Origin of the sequence: Rothia sp. L_38, assembly GCF_050689125.1 — a bacterium.
Taxonomy (GTDB): domain Bacteria; phylum Actinomycetota; class Actinomycetes; order Actinomycetales; family Micrococcaceae; genus Rothia.
Genome location: NZ_JBOEQD010000001.1, coordinates 49,657 through 67,916 on the forward strand (window position 1 = coordinate 49,657; position 18,260 = coordinate 67,916).

Annotated in this window: 21 protein-coding genes; 16 read left to right on the top strand and 5 right to left on the bottom strand. The window is 56.5% G+C overall.

The window, feature by feature from the left end:
* Positions 1 to 234 precede the first annotated feature (234 nt).
* The 4 genes from rpsL to tuf all read left to right on the top strand — a co-directional run bounded on the left by rpsL (position 235) and on the right by tuf (position 4,653).
* Complete coding sequence (gene rpsL / locus ACRCJM_RS00185) at positions 235 to 609, top strand: 30S ribosomal protein S12 (protein ID WP_083090707.1); 375 nt, start codon at positions 235 to 237, stop codon at positions 607 to 609.
* Positions 609 to 1,079 carry a 30S ribosomal protein S7 gene (gene rpsG / locus ACRCJM_RS00190; protein WP_135012878.1) on the top strand — a complete coding sequence of 157 codons (471 nt, stop codon included), beginning with the start codon at positions 609 to 611 and terminating at the stop codon, positions 1,077 to 1,079. Before rpsL ends, rpsG begins: the two co-directional genes overlap by 1 nt.
* A 74-nt stretch (positions 1,080 to 1,153) precedes the next feature.
* Positions 1,154 to 3,268, top strand: a complete 2,115-nt coding sequence (gene fusA / locus ACRCJM_RS00195) for an elongation factor G (protein WP_431463354.1) — start codon at positions 1,154 to 1,156, stop codon at positions 3,266 to 3,268.
* 194 nt (positions 3,269 to 3,462) lie between these two features.
* Positions 3,463 to 4,653, top strand: coding sequence for an elongation factor Tu (tuf, locus tag ACRCJM_RS00200; RefSeq protein WP_237204773.1), 1,191 nt, complete (start codon positions 3,463 to 3,465; stop codon positions 4,651 to 4,653).
* 130 nt (positions 4,654 to 4,783) lie between these two features.
* On the opposite strand, the gene ACRCJM_RS00205 is transcribed toward tuf, so the two are convergent.
* Positions 4,784 to 7,978, bottom strand: a complete 3,195-nt coding sequence (locus tag ACRCJM_RS00205; RefSeq protein ID WP_431463355.1) for a hypothetical protein — start codon at positions 7,976 to 7,978, stop codon at positions 4,784 to 4,786.
* 491 nt (positions 7,979 to 8,469) lie between these two features.
* On the opposite strand from ACRCJM_RS00205, the gene rpsJ reads away from it, so the two are divergent.
* From rpsJ to rpsQ, 11 genes are all read left to right on the top strand, one after another.
* Positions 8,470 to 8,778 carry a 30S ribosomal protein S10 gene (rpsJ, locus tag ACRCJM_RS00210; RefSeq protein WP_068169589.1) on the top strand — a complete coding sequence of 103 codons (309 nt, stop codon included), beginning with the start codon at positions 8,470 to 8,472 and terminating at the stop codon, positions 8,776 to 8,778.
* A 14-nt stretch (positions 8,779 to 8,792) separates the two neighbouring features.
* The gene (rplC, locus tag ACRCJM_RS00215) at positions 8,793 to 9,449 is read left to right on the top strand and encodes a 50S ribosomal protein L3 (protein WP_135012885.1); all 657 of its coding nucleotides are present in this window, start codon (positions 8,793 to 8,795) and stop codon (positions 9,447 to 9,449) included.
* Between the two features lie 6 nt (positions 9,450 to 9,455).
* Positions 9,456 to 10,079 carry a 50S ribosomal protein L4 gene (rplD, locus tag ACRCJM_RS00220; RefSeq protein ID WP_431463356.1) on the top strand — a complete coding sequence of 208 codons (624 nt, stop codon included), beginning with the start codon at positions 9,456 to 9,458 and terminating at the stop codon, positions 10,077 to 10,079.
* The gene (rplW, locus tag ACRCJM_RS00225; protein WP_135012887.1) at positions 10,079 to 10,390 is read left to right on the top strand and encodes a 50S ribosomal protein L23; all 312 of its coding nucleotides are present in this window, start codon (positions 10,079 to 10,081) and stop codon (positions 10,388 to 10,390) included. The genes rplD and rplW overlap by 1 nt, the downstream gene beginning before the upstream one ends.
* A gap of 39 nt (positions 10,391 to 10,429) precedes the next feature.
* Positions 10,430 to 11,266 (top strand): 50S ribosomal protein L2, encoded by an 837-nt coding sequence (gene rplB, locus ACRCJM_RS00230; RefSeq protein WP_135012888.1) that lies wholly within the window; start codon positions 10,430 to 10,432, stop codon positions 11,264 to 11,266.
* A 12-nt stretch (positions 11,267 to 11,278) separates the two neighbouring features.
* Complete coding sequence (rpsS, locus tag ACRCJM_RS00235) at positions 11,279 to 11,560, top strand: 30S ribosomal protein S19 (RefSeq protein ID WP_083090719.1); 282 nt, start codon at positions 11,279 to 11,281, stop codon at positions 11,558 to 11,560.
* A 65-nt stretch (positions 11,561 to 11,625) separates the two neighbouring features.
* Entirely contained in the window at positions 11,626 to 11,991 is a 366-nt protein-coding gene (gene rplV / locus ACRCJM_RS00240) for a 50S ribosomal protein L22 (protein WP_083090720.1), read from the top strand.
* Entirely contained in the window at positions 11,992 to 12,789 is a 798-nt protein-coding gene (rpsC, locus tag ACRCJM_RS00245) for a 30S ribosomal protein S3 (protein WP_185174281.1), read from the top strand.
* Positions 12,790 to 13,206 carry a 50S ribosomal protein L16 gene (gene rplP / locus ACRCJM_RS00250; RefSeq protein WP_135012890.1) on the top strand — a complete coding sequence of 139 codons (417 nt, stop codon included), beginning with the start codon at positions 12,790 to 12,792 and terminating at the stop codon, positions 13,204 to 13,206.
* Positions 13,207 to 13,208: 2 nt separating this feature from the next.
* Positions 13,209 to 13,442 carry a 50S ribosomal protein L29 gene (gene rpmC / locus ACRCJM_RS00255; protein WP_083090723.1) on the top strand — a complete coding sequence of 78 codons (234 nt, stop codon included), beginning with the start codon at positions 13,209 to 13,211 and terminating at the stop codon, positions 13,440 to 13,442.
* 5 nt (positions 13,443 to 13,447) lie between these two features.
* Positions 13,448 to 13,720: a 30S ribosomal protein S17 gene (rpsQ, locus tag ACRCJM_RS00260; protein WP_237185979.1), complete on the top strand. Its 273-nt coding sequence runs from the start codon at positions 13,448 to 13,450 to the stop codon at positions 13,718 to 13,720.
* A gap of 93 nt (positions 13,721 to 13,813) precedes the next feature.
* Here the strand turns inward: rpsQ and ACRCJM_RS00265 are convergent, their stop codons facing one another.
* From ACRCJM_RS00265 to ACRCJM_RS00280, 4 genes are all read right to left on the bottom strand, one after another.
* Positions 13,814 to 14,452, bottom strand: a complete 639-nt coding sequence (locus ACRCJM_RS00265; RefSeq protein ID WP_431463357.1) for a 4'-phosphopantetheinyl transferase family protein — start codon at positions 14,450 to 14,452, stop codon at positions 13,814 to 13,816.
* A gap of 35 nt (positions 14,453 to 14,487) precedes the next feature.
* Positions 14,488 to 15,513 carry an isochorismate synthase gene (locus tag ACRCJM_RS00270; protein WP_431463358.1) on the bottom strand — a complete coding sequence of 342 codons (1,026 nt, stop codon included), beginning with the start codon at positions 15,511 to 15,513 and terminating at the stop codon, positions 14,488 to 14,490.
* A 152-nt stretch (positions 15,514 to 15,665) separates the two neighbouring features.
* A complete protein-coding gene (locus tag ACRCJM_RS00275; RefSeq protein ID WP_237185981.1) occupies positions 15,666 to 16,460 on the bottom strand; it encodes an SDR family NAD(P)-dependent oxidoreductase in 795 nt (264 codons plus the stop codon).
* Positions 16,457 to 17,083, bottom strand: coding sequence for an isochorismatase family protein (locus tag ACRCJM_RS00280; protein WP_431463359.1), 627 nt, complete (start codon positions 17,081 to 17,083; stop codon positions 16,457 to 16,459). The genes ACRCJM_RS00275 and ACRCJM_RS00280 overlap by 4 nt, the downstream gene beginning before the upstream one ends.
* Positions 17,084 to 17,432: 349 nt before the next feature.
* On the opposite strand from ACRCJM_RS00280, the gene ACRCJM_RS00285 reads away from it, so the two are divergent.
* Complete coding sequence (locus ACRCJM_RS00285) at positions 17,433 to 18,260, top strand: ABC transporter substrate-binding protein (protein WP_237188174.1); 828 nt, start codon at positions 17,433 to 17,435, stop codon at positions 18,258 to 18,260.

Genomic DNA, 18,260 nt, shown 5'->3' on the forward strand with positions numbered 1-18,260 from the left:
CACAGACACGTTCTGAGCAGTACATAAGAACCAATGGCAGAATGGACACCGTCCTTTGGCCTTGTTCGCCCGGGCATCTAGTCCGAACAGCGATCTTGAGGCCTAAATGCCATTTTTTGTTGTGTCTGGGCTCCTGCTAAGTCATAAAGATTTTCTTTTGCACTTATCCCAAGTGACAGAAGGCAAGTAAACCGGTAGCCCCTAACGGGGCCGCCGATACCAAACGGAGAACAAGTGCCTACAATTCAGCAGTTGGTCCGTAAGGGCCGTGCACCCAAGGTCGTAAAGACCAAGGCGCCCGCACTTAAGGGCAACCCCATGAAGCGTGGCGTATGCACCCGTGTATACACCACCACCCCGAAGAAGCCGAACTCAGCACTGCGTAAGGTCGCACGTGTTAAGCTCAACGGCGGCGTCGAGGTTACCGCATACATCCCCGGTGAGGGCCACAACCTTCAGGAACACTCCATCGTGCTCGTTCGCGGTGGTCGTGTGAAGGACCTCCCCGGTGTTCGTTACAAGATTGTACGTGGCGCACTGGATACCCAGGGCGTTAAGGGCCGCGGTCAGGCTCGTTCACGCTACGGCGCAAAGAAGGAGAAGAAGTAATGCCTCGTAAGGGTCCCGCTCCTAAGCGTCCCCTCGTAAACGATCCTGTTTACGGCTCACCGCTGGTTACCCAGCTCATCAACAAGGTTCTGCTGGACGGCAAGAAGTCAACCGCTGAGCGTATCGTCTACGGTGCACTCGAAGGCGTTGCTCAGAAGACCGGCGCAGACCCCGTAGTAACCCTCAAGAAGGCAATGGACAACGTCAAGCCTTCACTCGAGGTTCGCTCACGCCGCGTCGGCGGCGCGACCTACCAGGTCCCCGTCGAGGTTCGTGCAGGCCGCGCAACCGCTCTGGCTCTGCGCTGGCTCGTTGGCTTCTCAAAGCTCCGCCGCGAGAAGACCATGACCGAGCGTCTCATGAACGAGATCCTGGATGCATCCAACGGTCTCGGTGCCGCTGTGAAGCGTCGCGAAGACACTCACAAGATGGCCGAGTCCAACAAGGCCTTCGCACACTACCGCTGGTAATTTCTTCGTAGCCTGCCGTTATTGCACAAGTACATAGCGGCAGGCTTTCGGAGTTTCTCACAAGGGAGAACAAAGTGGCACTAGACGTGCTTACCGACCTGAATAAGGTCCGCAACATCGGTATTATGGCGCACATCGACGCCGGTAAGACCACCACCACCGAACGCATCCTCTTCTACACCGGTATCAACCACAAGATCGGTGAGACCCACGACGGTGCTTCAACCATGGACTGGATGGCTCAGGAACAGGAACGCGGTATTACCATTACCTCCGCGGCAACCACCTGCTTCTGGAAGAACAACCAGATCAACATCATCGACACCCCCGGCCACGTTGACTTCACCGTTGAAGTTGAGCGTTCACTGCGCGTCCTCGACGGCGCTGTTGCAGTGTTCGACGGCAAGGAAGGCGTTGAGCCTCAGTCTGAAACCGTTTGGCGCCAGGCTGACAAGTACGAAGTTCCCCGTATCTGCTTCGTCAACAAGATGGACAAGCTGGGTGCAGACTTCTACTTCACCGTAGACACCATCGTCAAGCGTCTCGGCGCTAAGCCCCTCGTTATGCAGCTGCCCATCGGCGCTGAAAACGACTTCATCGGCGTCGTTGACCTGCTCACCATGCAGGCCTACGTCTGGCCCGGCGATGCCAAGGGTGACGTTACCATGGGCGCTTCCTACGAAATCCAGGAAATCCCCGCTGACCTGCAGGAAAAGGCAGAGCAGTACCGTGCCGAGCTCGTTGAAAACGTTGCTGAAGCTTCCGAAGAACTCATGGAAAAGTACCTCGAAGAGGGCGAACTGACCATCGAGGAAATCAAGGCGGGCGTCCGCGCCCTGACCGTTGCTAACGAAGCCTACCCCGTCTTCTGTGGCTCAGCATTCAAGAACCGCGGCGTACAGCCCATGCTCGACGCAGTTCTCGACTACCTGCCCTCACCGCTGGATGTCCCCCCGATGATTGGCCACCTGCCCTCAGACGAAGAGGTTGAAGTAACCCGCAAGCCCTCAGCTGACGAGCCCTTCGCAGCTCTGGCCTTCAAGGTTGCAGCTCACCCCTTCTACGGTCAGCTGACCTACATCCGCGTTTACTCCGGTAAGGCAGAACAGGGCCAGCAGGTCCTCAACGCCACTAAGAGTAAGAAGGAACGTATCGGTAAGCTCTTCCAGATGCACTCCAACAAGGAGAACCCTGTTGAAGAGATCCAGGCAGGTCACATCTACGCAGCAATCGGTCTGAAGGACACCACCACCGGTGACACCCTCTGCGACATTGCTAACCCCGTAGTTCTGGAATCCATGACCTTCCCCGCCCCCGTGATCTTCGTGGCTATCGAGCCCAAGACCAAGGGTGACCAGGAGAAGATGTCAACCGCTATCCAGAAGCTGTCTGCTGAAGACCCCACCTTCACCGTTTCACTCAACGAAGAAACCGGCCAGACCGAAATCGGCGGCATGGGCGAGCTCCACCTCGACATCATCGTTGACCGTATGAAGCGCGAATTCAAGGTTGAGGCTAACGTTGGTAAGCCCCAGGTTGCTTACCGCGAAACCATCACCAAGAAGGTCGAGAAGGTCGACTACACCCACAAGAAGCAGACCGGTGGTTCCGGTCAGTTCGCGAAGGTTCAGGTTTCCTTCGAACCCATCGCCCTCGATGCTGAAGAGCTCTACGAGTTCGACAACGTCGTCACCGGTGGTCGTGTTCCCCGTGAATACATCCCCTCCGTTGACGCCGGTATCCAGGACGCAATGCAGCTCGGTATCCTCGCTGGCTACCCCGTTGTTGGTGTCAAGGCAACCCTGATCGACGGTGCTTACCACGATGTTGACTCGTCAGAAATGGCGTTCAAGATCGCTGGTTCAATGGTCTTCAAGGAAGGCGCACGTCGCGCTGCTCCCGTTCTGCTGGAGCCCCTGATGGCTGTTGAAGTACGTACCCCCGAGGACTACATGGGCGACGTTATCGGTGACCTGAACTCACGTCGTGGTCAGATCCAGTCCATGGAAGATGCAGCAGGCGTCAAGATCGTTCACGCTCTTGTACCGCTGTCAGAAATGTTCGGTTACATCGGTGACCTCCGTTCAAAGACCCAGGGTCGTGCAGTCTTCTCCATGGAGTTCGACAGCTACGCTGAGGTTCCCAAGAACGTCGCTGATGAAATCATCCAGAAGAGCCGCGGCGAGTAATTCTCACCCGGGTGCGGCTCACCCCGTGTGAGCCGCACCGCTTTTCAAAAAAACCTTGTAATTGAACCCGTCTTCGGGTTTCGCCCCACCGGCCTTATCCGCTATTGTGGTAGCTAGACCGCCTTTTACGGCGGAGTGCGCCGGTGTGAAACCCGAGTGCAGGTTCTCAAATCTTCTCTATAGGAGGAATACTCTTGGCTAAGGCTAAGTTCGAGCGCTCCAAGCCTCACGTAAACGTCGGTACCATCGGTCACGTTGACCACGGTAAGACCACCCTGACCGCTGCAATCTCCAAGGTTCTGGCTGACAAGTACCCTGACCTGAACGAGCAGCGCGACTTCGGTATGATCGACTCCGCTCCTGAAGAGCGCCAGCGCGGTATTACCATCAACATTGCTCACATCGAGTACCAGACCGAGAAGCGTCACTACGCACACGTTGACGCCCCCGGTCACGCTGACTACGTCAAGAACATGATCACCGGTGCTGCTCAGATGGACGGCGCAATCCTCGTTGTTGCTGCTACCGACGGCCCCATGGCTCAGACCCGCGAGCACGTTCTGCTGGCTCGCCAGGTTGGCGTTCCCACCCTGCTCGTTGCTCTGAACAAGTCAGACATGGTTGAGGACGAGGAACTGCTCGACCTCGTTGAAATGGAAGTTCGCGAACTGCTCTCCTCACAGGAGTTCGACGGTGACAACGCTCCCGTTGTTCGCGTTTCCGCTCTGAAGGCTCTCGAAGGTGACCCCGAGTGGGTTGCTAAGGTTGAAGAGCTCATGGACGAGGTTGACAACTTCATTCCGGACCCCGTTCGTGAGAAGGACAAGCCCTTCCTCATGCCCATCGAAGACGTCTTCACCATCACCGGTCGCGGTACCGTTGTTACCGGTCGCGCCGAGCGCGGTACCCTGAAGATCAACTCCGAAGTTGAGATCGTTGGTATCCGCCCCATCCAGAAGACCACCGTTACCGGTATCGAGATGTTCCACAAGCAGCTCGACGAGGCATGGGCAGGCGAGAACTGTGGTCTGCTGCTTCGCGGTCTGAAGCGCGACGACGTAGAGCGTGGCCAGGTTGTTGTTGAGCCCGGCTCAATCACCCCCCACACCCAGTTCGAGGCTAACGTCTACATCCTTTCCAAGGATGAAGGCGGCCGCCACAACCCCTTCTACTCGAACTACCGCCCCCAGTTCTACTTCCGCACCACCGACGTTACCGGTGTTATCACCCTTCCCGAGGGCACCGAAATGGTTATGCCCGGCGACAACACTGAGATGACCGTTGAGCTCATCCAGGAAATCGCAATGGAAGAGGGCCTCGGCTTCGCAATCCGCGAAGGTGGCCGCACCGTTGGTTCAGGTCGCGTTACCAAGATCATCAAGTAAGTTCCTTACTTTTCGATCTGAACTCCTGCTAGCTACTAGCTAGCGGAGGGCGATAGAGGCTGGCCCCGCAGAGCAATCTGCGGGGCCAGCCTCTTTTTGTTTCTTGATGAGGCCCTGATGAGCAGTGTGTCTATTGATGCTTAGCCCAGGGGATAACCGGGGTCTCACGATTGCCCTGCTTCTGGGCTTGAGGCTGCATTGCCGGTTCGTCTGCCCGGGCAAGGAGCCGCCAGATAACGAGCCCCATGAGAACAAATCCCAGGAAGAGGAGTGACCAGGCATTTAAACCGTCTAAGACGTAGAGCACCTGGTAGGTCAGCAGTAGAGCCGTGAGGGGAGGAGCCAACTTTTTCCCTACCATGGCGGAGGCCCCGAGAAGCGTGCCGGTGGCAGCAAGCAGCAAAATCGTATCGTAGGGGGTTAGATAGGGATAGTTGAAAGGGAGAATGAGCAGGCTATAGAAGACCTGGACGCTAAAGGCTAACCAGAAAAGACGGGTAGGGCGATTGCTCTGACGCGGGACGCCAGCAGGCTGGGCACGCATCCATAGCGGCAGCACATCAGGGCGGCTTACCAGGGCCAAAAGCGCACAGCTGAGGGCGAGGGCCTGGAAGAAGTAGAACACCCCGTTATCCATATCGTGATAGAGCAGGGTCTTCAGGAGCAGGCTATTGAGCCCTAGAAGCAGGATTGCGGGCCGGGTGGCAGGGGAGACCAGCAGGAACCAGGATAGGGTGAAAAGCAGAATAAGAACCAGCGAGAGCGGGAAGCTTTCATCGGAGAAGTAGGGGTAGACCCCGGTGAAGTGAGCGATAATCAGACCGGTCAGTGACATGGCCCGATTGTGCTGGTAGCCCCACCGTCCTAGCGGGTCAGCAGGGCGTACGCGCAGAGGCACACGACCCGGAACAGGAGGACGGGCAGCTTGTGCTGCCGGGGCTAGAGCTGCCAACAGGGTTGTAGTTACTAGAACGCTCACCGTAATCCAGGTCAGAACAGCGACGTTGCTGAGGCTGGTGAGCCCCCATAGCAGGGTAGCTAGGCCCGTGATGAAAGCAATCGAGATAAGGGCTGACTGGGCAGCAAGGACGCCCTGGGTGCGTGGTACTCGTAGCCAGGTGAGAGCAAGCGCCAGGAGTATGAGGGCGCCAAGAGCCGTGCTGGGGTTCCAAGCGGTATCAATAAGGAATAGGGCCATTGCGGCAGAACCCCAGCTCAAACAAAGACCCAGGATGTACTCCACCGGGCTCTGAGACGGCGTTCTATGAAAGAGCAAGAGTATGGAGCTCAGGGCAAGGGCGGCGGTAAAGCTAAGGAGGAGCAACAACAGGCTACGACCGGTGAAGGAAGAAAAACTCATTAGGACGACAGCTGCGCCCACCAAGTAGATCCTCAAAGTAACCAGAGCATGAGAACGTGCTGAATGATTAAGCAGGGGGAGGACAGCAAGGACGCCTGCCGCTGCAACTGCCAGGGTGAGAAGATTGTACTCAGCCGGTAGCGGACCTGTGCACAGCATGATGAGAGCCAGGGGCACAACCACATAGAACGTGGTCAAAAGCCCTATCGGTTCAAGGGTGCCAGGGGAGCGTAGCTGGGCTGGGCCGTCCTTACTGTAGGGGGAAATGAGGGGATCCGCAGCCCTGCCCTGTATTGTGCGGGTAGCCAGAGCTCTGCTCAGGGTGAGAAGGGCAGCGCAGAGGGTCAGCCCGGTATAAACCCCGAGCCCAAGGCTATGAATGCCGTACCCTATCGGTTCGGTATGAGCCATGAAGGTCAACGATACTGAGGGGCGCATCGTAATAGCTGCCGTTGTTCCGAGGAGGCCCGTGAGGAGAGCAAAAAAGGGGAAGGTCTGGGAGACAGGAAGACGCCTGTGGGGCGCAGCAGGTTTTGTTACCCGGGAACGTAGGAGAAGTTCGGCTAGGAGATAGCTAGTGGACGCTCCTGCCGTCAGAAGGACTAGCCCAAGGTAACGGGGGCTACCTGCTACGAACCCTAGAGCAAGAACCGCGACAGCAGTGAGCGTGAGCGTGGCGAACTGAGTCCAGCGGACGGGGCGCAAGCGGGTAGCTTTGCTGCCGTCGATTTCTTGAGCGATGCTGCTCGCTGCTGGCAGGCAGAAAGCCCCAAGCAGGATCAGGGTAACCGCTAGGGGAACCGGTGGTAGAACGAAAAATCCTACCCACGCCAGAGCTAAGGCACCTAGGGGAAGATACTGACTGAGCCGGGTGCGGTAGGCCAAAAGGCCGAGGGAAGCGCAGGTGGCGAGGCTGAGGAGGCCCAGGAGCACAGTGCTCGAAAGATTCTCCTGCGTGAAAGAAACCAGCGGTGGTGCGGGAGCGGTATCAATAAAGGTGGGAACTGCCTGCATCTGGTCTATGAGCCATGCGAGGGCAGACGCAAGGAAAGGCTGGGCGAGTGCCCATGTAACCCAAGCATCGACGTCCGTCCGCCAGGGTAGGGGAGGGCGGGCCCAAGCTAGTACGAGCGCACTTGCCACCAGGAAAAGGGCAACAGGAATAGAGAAAGGGAACGAGATGACGCTGCGCTCGTGAAGCCACAGGGCTAGGGCAGCTACCGCTAGCAAGGAATAGATACGGGCCTGGAGGTAGTAGAGCCAGGTGGGTGGCTGCCTGAGCTGGGCTCCCGCATAAAGGGTCGCCAATGCCGCAATGATGCTGATTTCCCAGGGCGCCAGGCTGGTGTAGAAAAGGGCGGCGCCTACAGTTGCCGGAACGAAGATACGAGAAGCATCGAGAAAACCCGCGGCAAGTTGAGTAGGCATGCGGTCCTGGAAGGCCCGCAGCCAGAGAGTAAGCGCGGTTGCAAGGACGAGGAGAGCAACGAAATACCAGATCAGCGCGACTTGCAGGTTCTTTGACATGGCCAGGATGTCAGAGACTAAAAAGGCTAGGGCCAGGTAGCTCATCACCCGGGCCTGCATTAGGGCTAGAGCGCCGCAGGCAGCAAGGGTGCCGATGCAGGAAACCAGTAGCCAGAGTAGGGGCCCTGATTCCGGCCAGATGAGGGTGTAGAAAGCGAACCCGCACAGGGGGATAAGAGCTAGGGCCGTACCAGTAAAAGCGTAGGACGCCAGCCGCAGCTTGGGAACCCAACGAAAGGTGCCCAGCCCCGCTGTATAGAAGAGGGCTGCAAGAGCAGACAGCAAAAAGGCCTGTTGCGGCGCTGTGGCTAGAGAGGTGGCCAGCAGCCCGGCGGCGCTGATAATCAGAAGACTGCCCAGGTATAGACCGATATTGAGCAGGATATTCTCAGTAGAACGTCGGTGAGATTGGGGCCGGAAATCTGGGTGTGTGCTCATAGTTTTATCCTAGTGAGGGCGCGCACTATTGCTCGGTATATGACAGGCTTCTTCTCTCTTCTATGCAGTGCGCGGACGCCCGTGATTGAGTAGAAGAGGTAAGGAAAAGCGGGCTGAATGTGGGGCTGGGCACTTCGCGCAGAAAAACCTTGCGGGGAAGCCTGGACTCTGGCAAGATGGATAACGTTGTTCAAGCGCTTACCGCGTGAAAGTAGCCCTGATTCCTTCTCGAATCGGGTGAAGGTAAGCCCAAATATGACCCAATCGATCAGTTCGAGGGAAAAGTGCGCTCCTTTTTGCCCTAGCAAAAAAGCGACACGCCCGAGTTCGGGGGTCGGTGCCTCGGTAGGGTGAGGAACCCGGCAGATGTCGGATTCAGCCTACGCAGAGGTGGCGCGAAAGAGACGAAGAATCATCTCTTTACCTCAAGCGCCAGATAAAGGAGCAACCGCTCCGTTACAGGGAAGTAGACAAGAAAGAGAGTCCGACAGATGGCGGGACAGAAAATCCGCATCCGTCTGAAGTCATACGACCACGAGGTCATTGATTCTTCAGCTCGGAAAATCGTTGAGACAGTTACGCGTGCAGGCGCGACGGTAGTAGGCCCCGTGCCGCTGCCCACCGAAAAGAACGTTTACTGTGTTATCCGTTCGCCTCACAAGTACAAGGACAGCCGCGAGCACTTCGAAATGCGCACGCACAAGCGTCTGATCGACGTCGTTGATCCGACCCCCAAGGCTGTTGATGCCCTCATGCGTCTTGACCTTCCGGCAGACGTAAACATCGAAATCAAGCTGTAGAGGATCGCATCTAAATGACTAACAAGTTCGAGCGCCAGGTTAAGGGCCTGCTGGGCACCAAGCTTGGCATGACCCAGGTCTGGGACGAAAACGGCAAGTTCGTGCCCGTTACTGTCGTCAAGGCCGATTCCAACGTTATTACCCAGCTGCGCAACGCTGAGACCGATGGCTACGAAGCTATCCAGATCGGTTTCGGTGCAATCGAAGCTCGCAAGGTAACCAAGCCCCTCGCCGGTCACTTCGAGAAGGCAGGCGTAACCCCTCGCCGTCACCTCGTTGAACTGCGTACCTCAGACGCCGCTGAATACTCACTCGGTCAGGAACTGACCGTTGAGCTCTTCGAAGCAGGCCAGAAGGTCGACGTAGTTGGCAAGACCAAGGGTAAGGGCTTCGCCGGTGTTATGAAGCGTCACGGCTTCGCAGGTGTAGGTGCATCACACGGTGCCCACAAGAACCACCGTAAGCCCGGCTCAATCGGTGGCGCATCATACCCCGCACGCGTTTTCAAGGGTATGCGCATGGCAGGCCGTATGGGCGCTGCACGCCACACCACCATGAACCTCACTATTCAGGGTGTAGACGCCGAAAACAACGTTCTTCTGATCAAGGGTGCTATCCCCGGTCCTAAGGGCGGCGTTGTTCTGGTTCGCACCGCTGTGAAGGGAGCCTAATAAACCATGGCTGTCAAGACCGTAAAGGTAGACCTGCCCGCTGACATCTTCGACGCTCAGGCCTCTATTCCCCTGCTTCACCAGGTAGTAGTAGCCCAGCTCGCAGCAGCACGCCAGGGTACCCACAAGACCAAGAACCGCGGCGAAGTTTCCGGCGCAGGTCGCAAGCCTTTCAAGCAGAAGGGCACCGGCCGCGCACGTCAGGGCTCAATCCGTGCACCCCACATGACCGGTGGTGGCATCGTACACGGCCCGACCCCGCGTAGCTACGCACAGCGTACCCCCAAGAAGATGATTGCAGCTGCACTGCGTGGCGCTCTCTCAGATCGCGCTCGTCACGACCGCGTTCACGTTGTCGAAGCTCTGGTAGAAGGCACCAAGCCCTCCACCAAGGCAGCAAAGGCAGCAATCGCAGAGATCACCAGCCGCAAGAACGCACTGGTTGTCATCGACCGCAAGGACGACCTGGTAGCACTGTCAGTACGCAACCTTGAGAACGTTCACGTCATCTACGCAGATCAGCTGAACACCTACGATGTTCTGATCTCAGACGACGTCATCTTCACCAAGGATGCCTACGACGTATTCGTCGCAGTTGCTTCCAAGGCTAAGAAAGAGGCTGCTAAGTAATGTCTGTTACCACCTCAACTTTCAAGGATCCCCGCGACGTGATCATCGCTCCCGTCGTGTCGGAAAAGAGCTACGGTCAGCTCGACGAAGGTAAGTACACCTTCCTCGTAGACCCCCGCTCCAACAAGCTGGAAATCAAGCAGGCCATCGAGACCATCTTCGATGTCAAGGTTGCTTCCATCAACACCGCTAACCGTCAGGGCAAGCGCAAGCGCACCCGTTTCGGTTGGGGTGCTCGTAAGAACACCAAGCGTGCGATTGTAACCCTCAAGGAAGGTTCAATCGACCTCTTCGGCGGTCCGGCTGCATAAGCACCGGAGACCACTTTAGCGAAGGAAAGAAATATCTAAATGGGTATTCGTAAGCACAAGCCGACGACCCCGGGTCGCCGCGGCTCGAGCGTCTCAGATTTCGCAGAAATCACCCGCTCAACCCCGGAAAAGTCCCTGGTTCGTCCGCTCCCCAAGAAGGGCGGCCGTAACAACACCGGTCGCATCACTACCCGTCACAAGGGTGGTGGCCACAAGCGCCAGTACCGTCTGATCGACTTCCGTCGTCACGACAAGGACGGCGTCGACGCACGCGTTGCACACATCGAGTACGATCCCAACCGTACCGCCCGCATCGCTCTGCTCCACTACGTTGATGGCACCAAGCGTTACATCATCGCCCCCAACAAGCTTGCTCAGGGCGACATCGTAGAGTCAGGTCCCTCTGCCGACATCAAGCCCGGCAACAACCTGCCCCTGCGCAACATCCCCGTTGGTACCGTGATCCACGCTGTTGAGCTCCGCCCCGGTGGCGGCGCTAAGATGGGCCGCTCCGCTGGCGCATCCATCCAGCTGGTCGCTAAGGAAGGCAAGTACGCCCAGCTGCGTCTGCCCTCCGGCGAAATCCGCAACGTGGACGTCCGCTGCCGCGCAACCGTCGGTTCCGTCGGTAACGCCGAGCAGTCCAACATCAACTGGGGTAAGGCCGGCCGTAACCGCTGGAAGGGCATCCGCCCGACCGTCCGCGGTGTCGTCATGAACCCCGTTGACCACCCCCACGGTGGTGGTGAAGGTAAGACCTCAGGTGGCCGTCACCCGGTTAACCCCAACGGTAAGCCCGAGGGTCGTACCCGTCGCCCCAACAAGGAAAGCGACAAGCTCATTGTTCGTCGCCGTCGTACTGGCAAGAAGCGCTAAGGAGCCTGAAACATGCCTCGTAGTTTGAAGAAGGGCCCTTTCGTTGATCAGCACCTTTTCGTAAAGGTTGCAGCTCAGAACGAGAAGGGCACCAAGAACGTTATCAAGACTTGGTCCCGCCGCTCGATGATTATCCCCGACATGCTCGGTCACACCATCGCAGTGCACGACGGACGCAAGCACGTACCCGTGTTCATCACTGAGTCCATGGTTGGTCACAAGCTCGGCGAGTTTGCGCCCACCCGTACTTTCCGTGGCCACGTTAAGGACGACCGCAAGGGTAAGCGTCGCTAAGCTACGGTTCACCCCGTACCTTAGAAACGTTTTCCTTTCGGCAATAGACGAAAGAGAGATAGGCAATGGAAGCCAAGGCAACTGCGTCTTACGTACGCGTTACGCCTATGAAGGCACGCCGCGTCATCAACCTTATCCGTGGTAAGCAGGCGGAAGAGGCTCTGGCGATTCTGAAGTTCGCTCCTCAGGGCGCATCAGAACCGGTATACAAGATCGTTGCATCAGCTGTTGCAAACGCTCGCCAGAAGGCCGCCCAGCAGGGCGTCCCCTTCAAGGAAGAAGAGCTGTTCATCAGCGAAGCATACGCGAACGAAGGTCCCACCATGAAGCGATTCCAGCCTCGTGCCCAGGGCCGTGCGTTCCGCATCAACAAGCGCACCAGCCACATCACCGTGGTAGTCGCTACCCCGGAGAAGGAGGAGGGCCGCTAAATGGGTCAGAAAATTAACCCCAACGGTTTCCGACTTGGCATCACCACCAACCACGTCTCAAAGTGGTTCGCTGACTCCAACAAGGAAGGCGAACGCTACGCAGACTTCGTTCGTGAAGATGTAAAGATCCGCGAACTCCTGTCCAAGGGCATGGAGCGCGCAGGCATCGCCAAGGTCGAAATCGAGCGTACCCGTGACCGCGTCCGTGTGGACATCCACACCGCACGTCCCGGTATCGTTATCGGCCGCCGCGGCACCGAAGCTGACCGCATCCGCGGTGAGCTCGAGAAGCTGACCGGCAAGCAGATTCAGCTGAACATCCTCGAGGTTGCAAACCCCGATCTGTCAGCTCAGCTGGTTGCTCAGGGCATCGCAGAACAGCTCGCTTCACGCGTTGCTTTCCGCCGCGCTATGAAGAAGGCAATCCAGTCCGCACAGCGTGCAGGCGCCAAGGGTATCCGTATCCAGTGCTCCGGCCGTCTGGGTGGCGCTGAAATGTCACGTTCCGAGTTCTACCGCGAAGGCCGTGTGCCCCTGCACACCCTGCGTGCGAACATCGACTACGGCTTCTTCGAAGCAAAGACCACCTTCGGCCGCATCGGCGTCAAGGTTTGGATCTACAAGGGTGACCTTACCGACAACGAGCTTGCTGCACAGCAGGCTGCCGGTAACCGTCGTGGCAACGGCCGCGGTGGCGACCGTCGTCGCGCAGGTGGCCGTGGTCCCCGCCGTGAACGTCGTTCCGACAACGCTTCAGCACCCGCTGAGGCTAAGACTGCAGAAAACGGTGAGGCATAAATGCTAATTCCCCGTCGAGTAAAGTACCGCAAGCAGCATCACCCCAAGCGTTCAGGTATGGCTAAGGGTGGCACCGAGGTAGCGTTCGGCGAGTGGGGCATCCAGGCCCTGACTCCCGCATACGTCACCAACCGCCAGATTGAAGCTGCACGTATTGCAATGACCCGTCACATCAAGCGTGGCGGTAAGGTTTGGATCAACATTTATCCCGACCGTCCGCTGACCAAGAAGCCTGCTGAAACCCGTATGGGTTCCGGTAAGGGTTCACCCGAATGGTGGGTCGCAAACGTCAAGCCCGGTCGAGTCATGTTTGAACTCTCCGGCGTATCCGAAGAAGTGGCTCGTGAAGCTATGCGCCTCGCAATCCACAAGCTCCCGATGAAGGCACGCGTTGTGCGTCGCGAAGGTGGTGAATAGAAATGGCAGTTGGATCAAAGGATCTGAGCATCGACAAGCTGGCAGAGCTCTCCAATGAGAATCTGGTAGAGAAGCTGCGTGAGTCGAAGGAGGAGCTGTTCAACCTCCGTTTCCAGGCAGCCACCGGTCAGCTTGAAAATCCCGGTCGTATCCGCTCGGTCAAGCGCGACATTGCACGTATTTACACCGTGCTGCGTGAACGCGAGCTCGGTATTCGTCCCGCAACCGAAGGTTAAATCACATGAGTGAAGTAAAGACTGAAGAGCGCGGCTACCGCAAGACTCGCCGCGGCTACGTAGTGTCCGACAAGATGGACAAGACCGTAGTCGTTGAGGTCGAGGACCGCGTAAAGCACGCCCTGTACGGCAAGGTTATGCGCCGTAGCTCCAAGATCAAGGCACACGACGAGCAGAACGCTGCTGGTATCGGTGACCTCGTTCTCCTGGCCGAGACTCGTCCGCTCTCCGCTTCAAAGCGCTGGCGCATCGTCGAGATCCTCGAAAAGGCTAAGTAAACCCTAGGTTTTCTTAGAAGGACAAGATAAAAGGCTCCTGTTTTCCCCTTAGGGGAAAACAGGAGCCTTTTGCCGTATCAAGGACTTTCTACCTTATTCGTCAAGCCCAGGGGAACAGGCATAGCTGAGCAGACAGGGAAGGCGAGAATCTGAGCCTATGGTTTTGAGGCTGTACTCTTCCTTACCCCTGCCGCTCAAAGTAGAATCTAACAATGGTCTTTCACCTAAAGTTTCGACCAAAGATTCGCTTCCCGTCAGCTTATACAGGGCTTCGCCACGGGTCCACAGGGTCAAGAAGGTGGGAACAAAGCATCCTGCCTCTAGGGCTTGTTTTAAACGAGCCTGGTCTGCCGGGTGAAAATAGCGGATGATCCTGATCGCCTTCTGCTCAAGGAGGGGAGCTACTCTAAGAGATTCGCAATCAATCCCTAGGTTATATTCGCCAGGGCCAAGAAGAACAGCCAGGTAATTAGCTGAATGACTGACTGAGACCGAACAGGTGGGCTGAATTGGCTTACCTGTAGGAGTTGTCTCCCAGCAGATATTTTCTATTCTCTGCCCTGTGTATGAAGCAATCGCCCTTTTAGCCAGCCACCGGTGCAAGAGCCACTGCTGGCCTAGGTGCCGGTGGCTAAACTCCTGAGCCCGTTTGTGTTCTCCTGGCTCTAGCTCTTCCCGATAGAGTGAAGGCGGAATCAAGCCCATAATCCTCTGTGAGTCATAAACCGCCATTTCTAGCTGGTCACTCCTGTGGGCGAATAGGGGTTTTATGGGCACGATGAAGCAAAGACCATGTTCGGACTGAGAATGTTCTGGCAGGCTGAAAGGATTGTTTGCATCTTTGCCTCAGTTTCTGCCAGTTCTAGGTCTGGTTCAGAACCCTGCACGATTCCAGCTCCAGCCCACAGATCAATCGTCGATCCGTAGATATGAGCTGACCGTAGGATCAAGGACCAGCGCCCCTGACCTGCTCTGTCCATCCAGCCCACGAGCCCTGCAAAGTACTGACGGGGTGTTCGTTCAAGACGGGTTATGTGGGGGAGGGCAATGGCAGCGGGAGTACCACCCACAGCTGGGGTGGGGTGTATCTGTAAAGCCAGCTGCAAAGGATTGTAGGCAGCAGGTACCTGGGCACTCATCGGCGTTCCCAGATGATACATAGAATCTGTTTCAGTGATTTCTGGTGGGCAGATAGCTCCAAGACGAACCCCCGGCATGTTCTGGAGCTGCTGGCGGATATGCTCAACCACGAAAGAATGCTCGTAGAGATCTTTGGAGGAATTGAGGAGAACCTGCTGGGCTTCTTTGAGAGTTGAGCAGGTTTGTTTGTGCCGGGATCCAGCCAGCGGGTGAGTGTAAAAATGGTGGTCACGAACATCTGCAACGACTTCGGGGCTAGCGCCTACCCACTGCTGCTGATCTGCGGTTCTTAGGCAGAATGTATCAGCTCGGGGGTTAGCCCGGTGAAGGGCACCGGCTAAATCTATCCCCTGTAGGGGTTGGTTTTCGGCTACCGTATACCGTTTATACCTTCCCAGAACAATTTTGTGCAGTTCACCCTGCTTCAGGATAGTGAGGGCTCTTTCAACAGCTGACAGGTAGTGGCGCTCTTCTGCCTGGTTGAAGGAAATATCTGCTCTTAACCTGGAAGCCGCAGACGCTTGAGGTTCTTCCCCTGGGCTAAAAAGTGTGCCCTTACCTACCAAGCCCGCGGGATCTTGAGCTTGAGGCTTGGGGGCTGCAAGCAGGTAGGCGGGTTCTTGGGGGTTGAAGGGGATGATTCCACAGACCACTTTGTCTTTTGCAGGTTTTCCCTCGCTGGAGGTAAGGGCCTGCCGGATAAATTTTCTAGCCTGAGCGGATCGTACCGGATCTTGGCAAATAGTTGAGCTTCTTACTCGATAGAGTTTTTGCTGGGTGATGAAATCAAAAGTCGCTGTATGGTTCATCGCTGGGTTGCCCCTCCATCGACGGTTAGCTCTGCCAGATTGATGTGCCTAGCCGCAGGAGACAGGAGAAAAGCAACAGGGTGGGCGATATCTGAAGGATCTGCGACCCGTCCAAGTGGAATTCCTGTTCTGTAGAGCTGAGGATTGCCGGCGATACTTTCAGCAGTTCGGTCTTCGCCGCCCCACATGGTGTGGACCATAGGGGTTAGGGTAGTGCCAGGGTTGACGACGTTGGTCCGTACCCGCCACGGTGCAAGTTCTAAGCCGAGTGATGTGGTGAAATGAGCAGCAAAGGCCTTGGACGCCCCGTAGGCTGCCATGTGCGCCCGTGGCCCGTTAGCAGCGTTGGAGGCAACAGTGACAATGGAGCGGTCTACCCCTTCTGTTTCCTGGGCCTGATTCACCATAGCGCGTGCTACTGCTTGGTAGAGGTGGACCATGGCGGTGACATTGAGAGCTAACAGAGAATCGAATTCTCGCAAATCAAGTTCTAAGACCGGTCCATGGACAAGAACACCAGCTACATGGGCCAGACCAATAAGGTCGTAATCTTGCGCTATAGCAGGAACGAAGGACCTCACCGCCTCGTGGTCGGTTAGGTCGAGAGCTACAGGGATTACTCGTGATGGCCAGCTTTTGGTATATACCTGGGCTTTTTCGAGGTTTTGGGCTGTATCGCTGGCAATGAGGTGGCAGTGCGAGAAGTCGGGCAGCTGGAGTAACAGATCGAGCAGGGCGGATCCGATTCCTCCTGCTGCGCCGGTGATGATGATTGCTTGTGGTTTGGTCATGAAAGTTCTAGGAGCTGGTTGGTGGTCGTGACGTAGCCACACCGGCTGGCGACGTAGCTGAGAGCTGAGCGATGGTAGGTAGCGTCGAAATCTGCCTGGGCATCTGAAATAAAGAAGACTTGGAAGCCCTTCATGAAGGCAGTGAGCGCGGTTGTTTGGCACCCGATATGCGAGTAAATACCGCTGATCCAGAGTTGATTTTTCCCAGCTGCCCGAAGACGTTCTTCGAGGTCTGTGCGGTAAAAGGCACAGTAGCGCCATTTCGTGAGAACGGTATCTGCGTCAGTGGGGGCAAGCTCAGAAATGATGAGGGCGTCTTCTGTTTGGGTGAGTCCTGGCCCCCAGAAGTCGGTGAGTAGGGCCCTGTCGCCAGCAGTTTGCCGGGGCGGTTGCGCCGTGTAGATTACTGGCTGTTGGTGCTGATGAGCTGTGTGGATCAGGCGGGCTGTATTGGAAATTGCGGTCTGGATAGCGGACCCAGGTGCCCGGTCGAAGGCCTGCACAAAGTAGTTTTGCATATCGTGTACTAGCAAGGCTGCGCGTTCCCTATCTGGAATCCAGCCGACGGTGTTGGGAGGAAGGTCCTGAGTGCTAAGGGCGTAGCGATCGATGGTAGGGAGCATAATCGTCCTTCAGTGAGGTGGGGTCTACAGGGGAATAGGTGACGCTCATCTTCTACCCAGAGCTAGACCCTCAATAAGGGCAGAAAAATTTTGCGTAATTACTATTATTAAAGATAAGGTTAGCCTATCCTTAAAAACAAGTAATGACTCCCTGAGTCCGAAGGATAGTTCTGTGCCTCTCACCCGTCGACATCTTTTCCTTACAGCTAGCTTCTCTGCCCTAGTACTGTTTACTGCCTGTTCTGAAAAATCCACTGAATCTGAGGCCCCATCAGATTTTGGGGCAGGACGTACGGTAACAGATATAGAGGGCAACACGGTTGCCCTGCCTGAAAACCCCCAAAGAATTGTGACACTCTCCGAACCAACCCTTGACGCGGTATTAGCCTTGGGCATTACCCCGGTCGGAGCAGTTGCCGGACGGGGGCAAAGCGGCGCCCCCCATTACCTGGGGGATAAGGCAGCAGGTATAGAAATCGTTGGCACCGTCTCAGAACTACAGTATGAAGCGATCGGCGCTCTCTCCCCAGATTTAATTTTGGCTGACGGAACCAGTATCAATAACAGGCCCGACGTCCTCGAGATCCTGCGGAATATTGCCCCGGTCGTCTTCTGCGGCTATGCTGGCGGGCTCTGGGAAACAAACTTCACCTATGTCGCCCAGGCCTTAGGTAAGACAAGCGAAGCAGAATCCTATCTGCAGGACTACAAGGCATATGTAGCGGCCACAGCCCAAGAACTGAACCAGAAATATAGTTCTTCAACTTTCTCTATCGTTCGATGGCAGGGGAGCGGGCCATCTTTAATCCTGAAAGAGCTCCCTGCCGGTCAAGCCCTTGAAAGTCTTGGGCTGCAACGTCCTGAAAGCCAAGACAAGATGGGACGGGGCCATTCAGAACCTGTTTCTCTGGAGAACCTGGCCAGCATAGATGCGGACTACATGTTCTTGGGAACCCTGGGGGGAGCCAGCCAATCTGACCCTACAGCTGAAGGCTTAGCTAATGTCCAGGGGGCGCAACAGGCGCTAGAGCAGGCCGAAAAAACCTCCGGCTTCACAGATCTGAAAGCCTACCAGGCCGGACGGATCCTGCTGGTTGACGGTTCGCTGTGGACCTCTACCGGTGGCCCCTTGCTGATGCGAGGAATCATCGAAGACGTGAAAACACATTTGCTCTAA

Coding starts and splice junctions, on each gene's coding strand:
- rpsG (WP_135012878.1), top strand. CDS start 609: ATGCCTCGTAAGGGTCCCGCTCCTAAGCGTCCCCTCGTAAACGATCCT.
- ACRCJM_RS00205 (WP_431463355.1), bottom strand. CDS start 7,978: ATGAGCACACACCCAGATTTCCGGCCCCAATCTCACCGACGTTCTACT.
- rpsJ (WP_068169589.1), top strand. CDS start 8,470: ATGGCGGGACAGAAAATCCGCATCCGTCTGAAGTCATACGACCACGAG.
- rplC (WP_135012885.1), top strand. CDS start 8,793: ATGACTAACAAGTTCGAGCGCCAGGTTAAGGGCCTGCTGGGCACCAAG.
- rplD (WP_431463356.1), top strand. CDS start 9,456: ATGGCTGTCAAGACCGTAAAGGTAGACCTGCCCGCTGACATCTTCGAC.
- rplW (WP_135012887.1), top strand. CDS start 10,079: ATGTCTGTTACCACCTCAACTTTCAAGGATCCCCGCGACGTGATCATC.
- rplB (WP_135012888.1), top strand. CDS start 10,430: ATGGGTATTCGTAAGCACAAGCCGACGACCCCGGGTCGCCGCGGCTCG.
- rpsS (WP_083090719.1), top strand. CDS start 11,279: ATGCCTCGTAGTTTGAAGAAGGGCCCTTTCGTTGATCAGCACCTTTTC.
- rplV (WP_083090720.1), top strand. CDS start 11,626: ATGGAAGCCAAGGCAACTGCGTCTTACGTACGCGTTACGCCTATGAAG.
- rpsC (WP_185174281.1), top strand. CDS start 11,992: ATGGGTCAGAAAATTAACCCCAACGGTTTCCGACTTGGCATCACCACC.
- rplP (WP_135012890.1), top strand. CDS start 12,790: ATGCTAATTCCCCGTCGAGTAAAGTACCGCAAGCAGCATCACCCCAAG.
- rpmC (WP_083090723.1), top strand. CDS start 13,209: ATGGCAGTTGGATCAAAGGATCTGAGCATCGACAAGCTGGCAGAGCTC.
- rpsQ (WP_237185979.1), top strand. CDS start 13,448: ATGAGTGAAGTAAAGACTGAAGAGCGCGGCTACCGCAAGACTCGCCGC.
- ACRCJM_RS00265 (WP_431463357.1), bottom strand. CDS start 14,452: ATGGCGGTTTATGACTCACAGAGGATTATGGGCTTGATTCCGCCTTCA.
- ACRCJM_RS00275 (WP_237185981.1), bottom strand. CDS start 16,460: ATGACCAAACCACAAGCAATCATCATCACCGGCGCAGCAGGAGGAATC.
- ACRCJM_RS00280 (WP_431463359.1), bottom strand. CDS start 17,083: ATGCTCCCTACCATCGATCGCTACGCCCTTAGCACTCAGGACCTTCCT.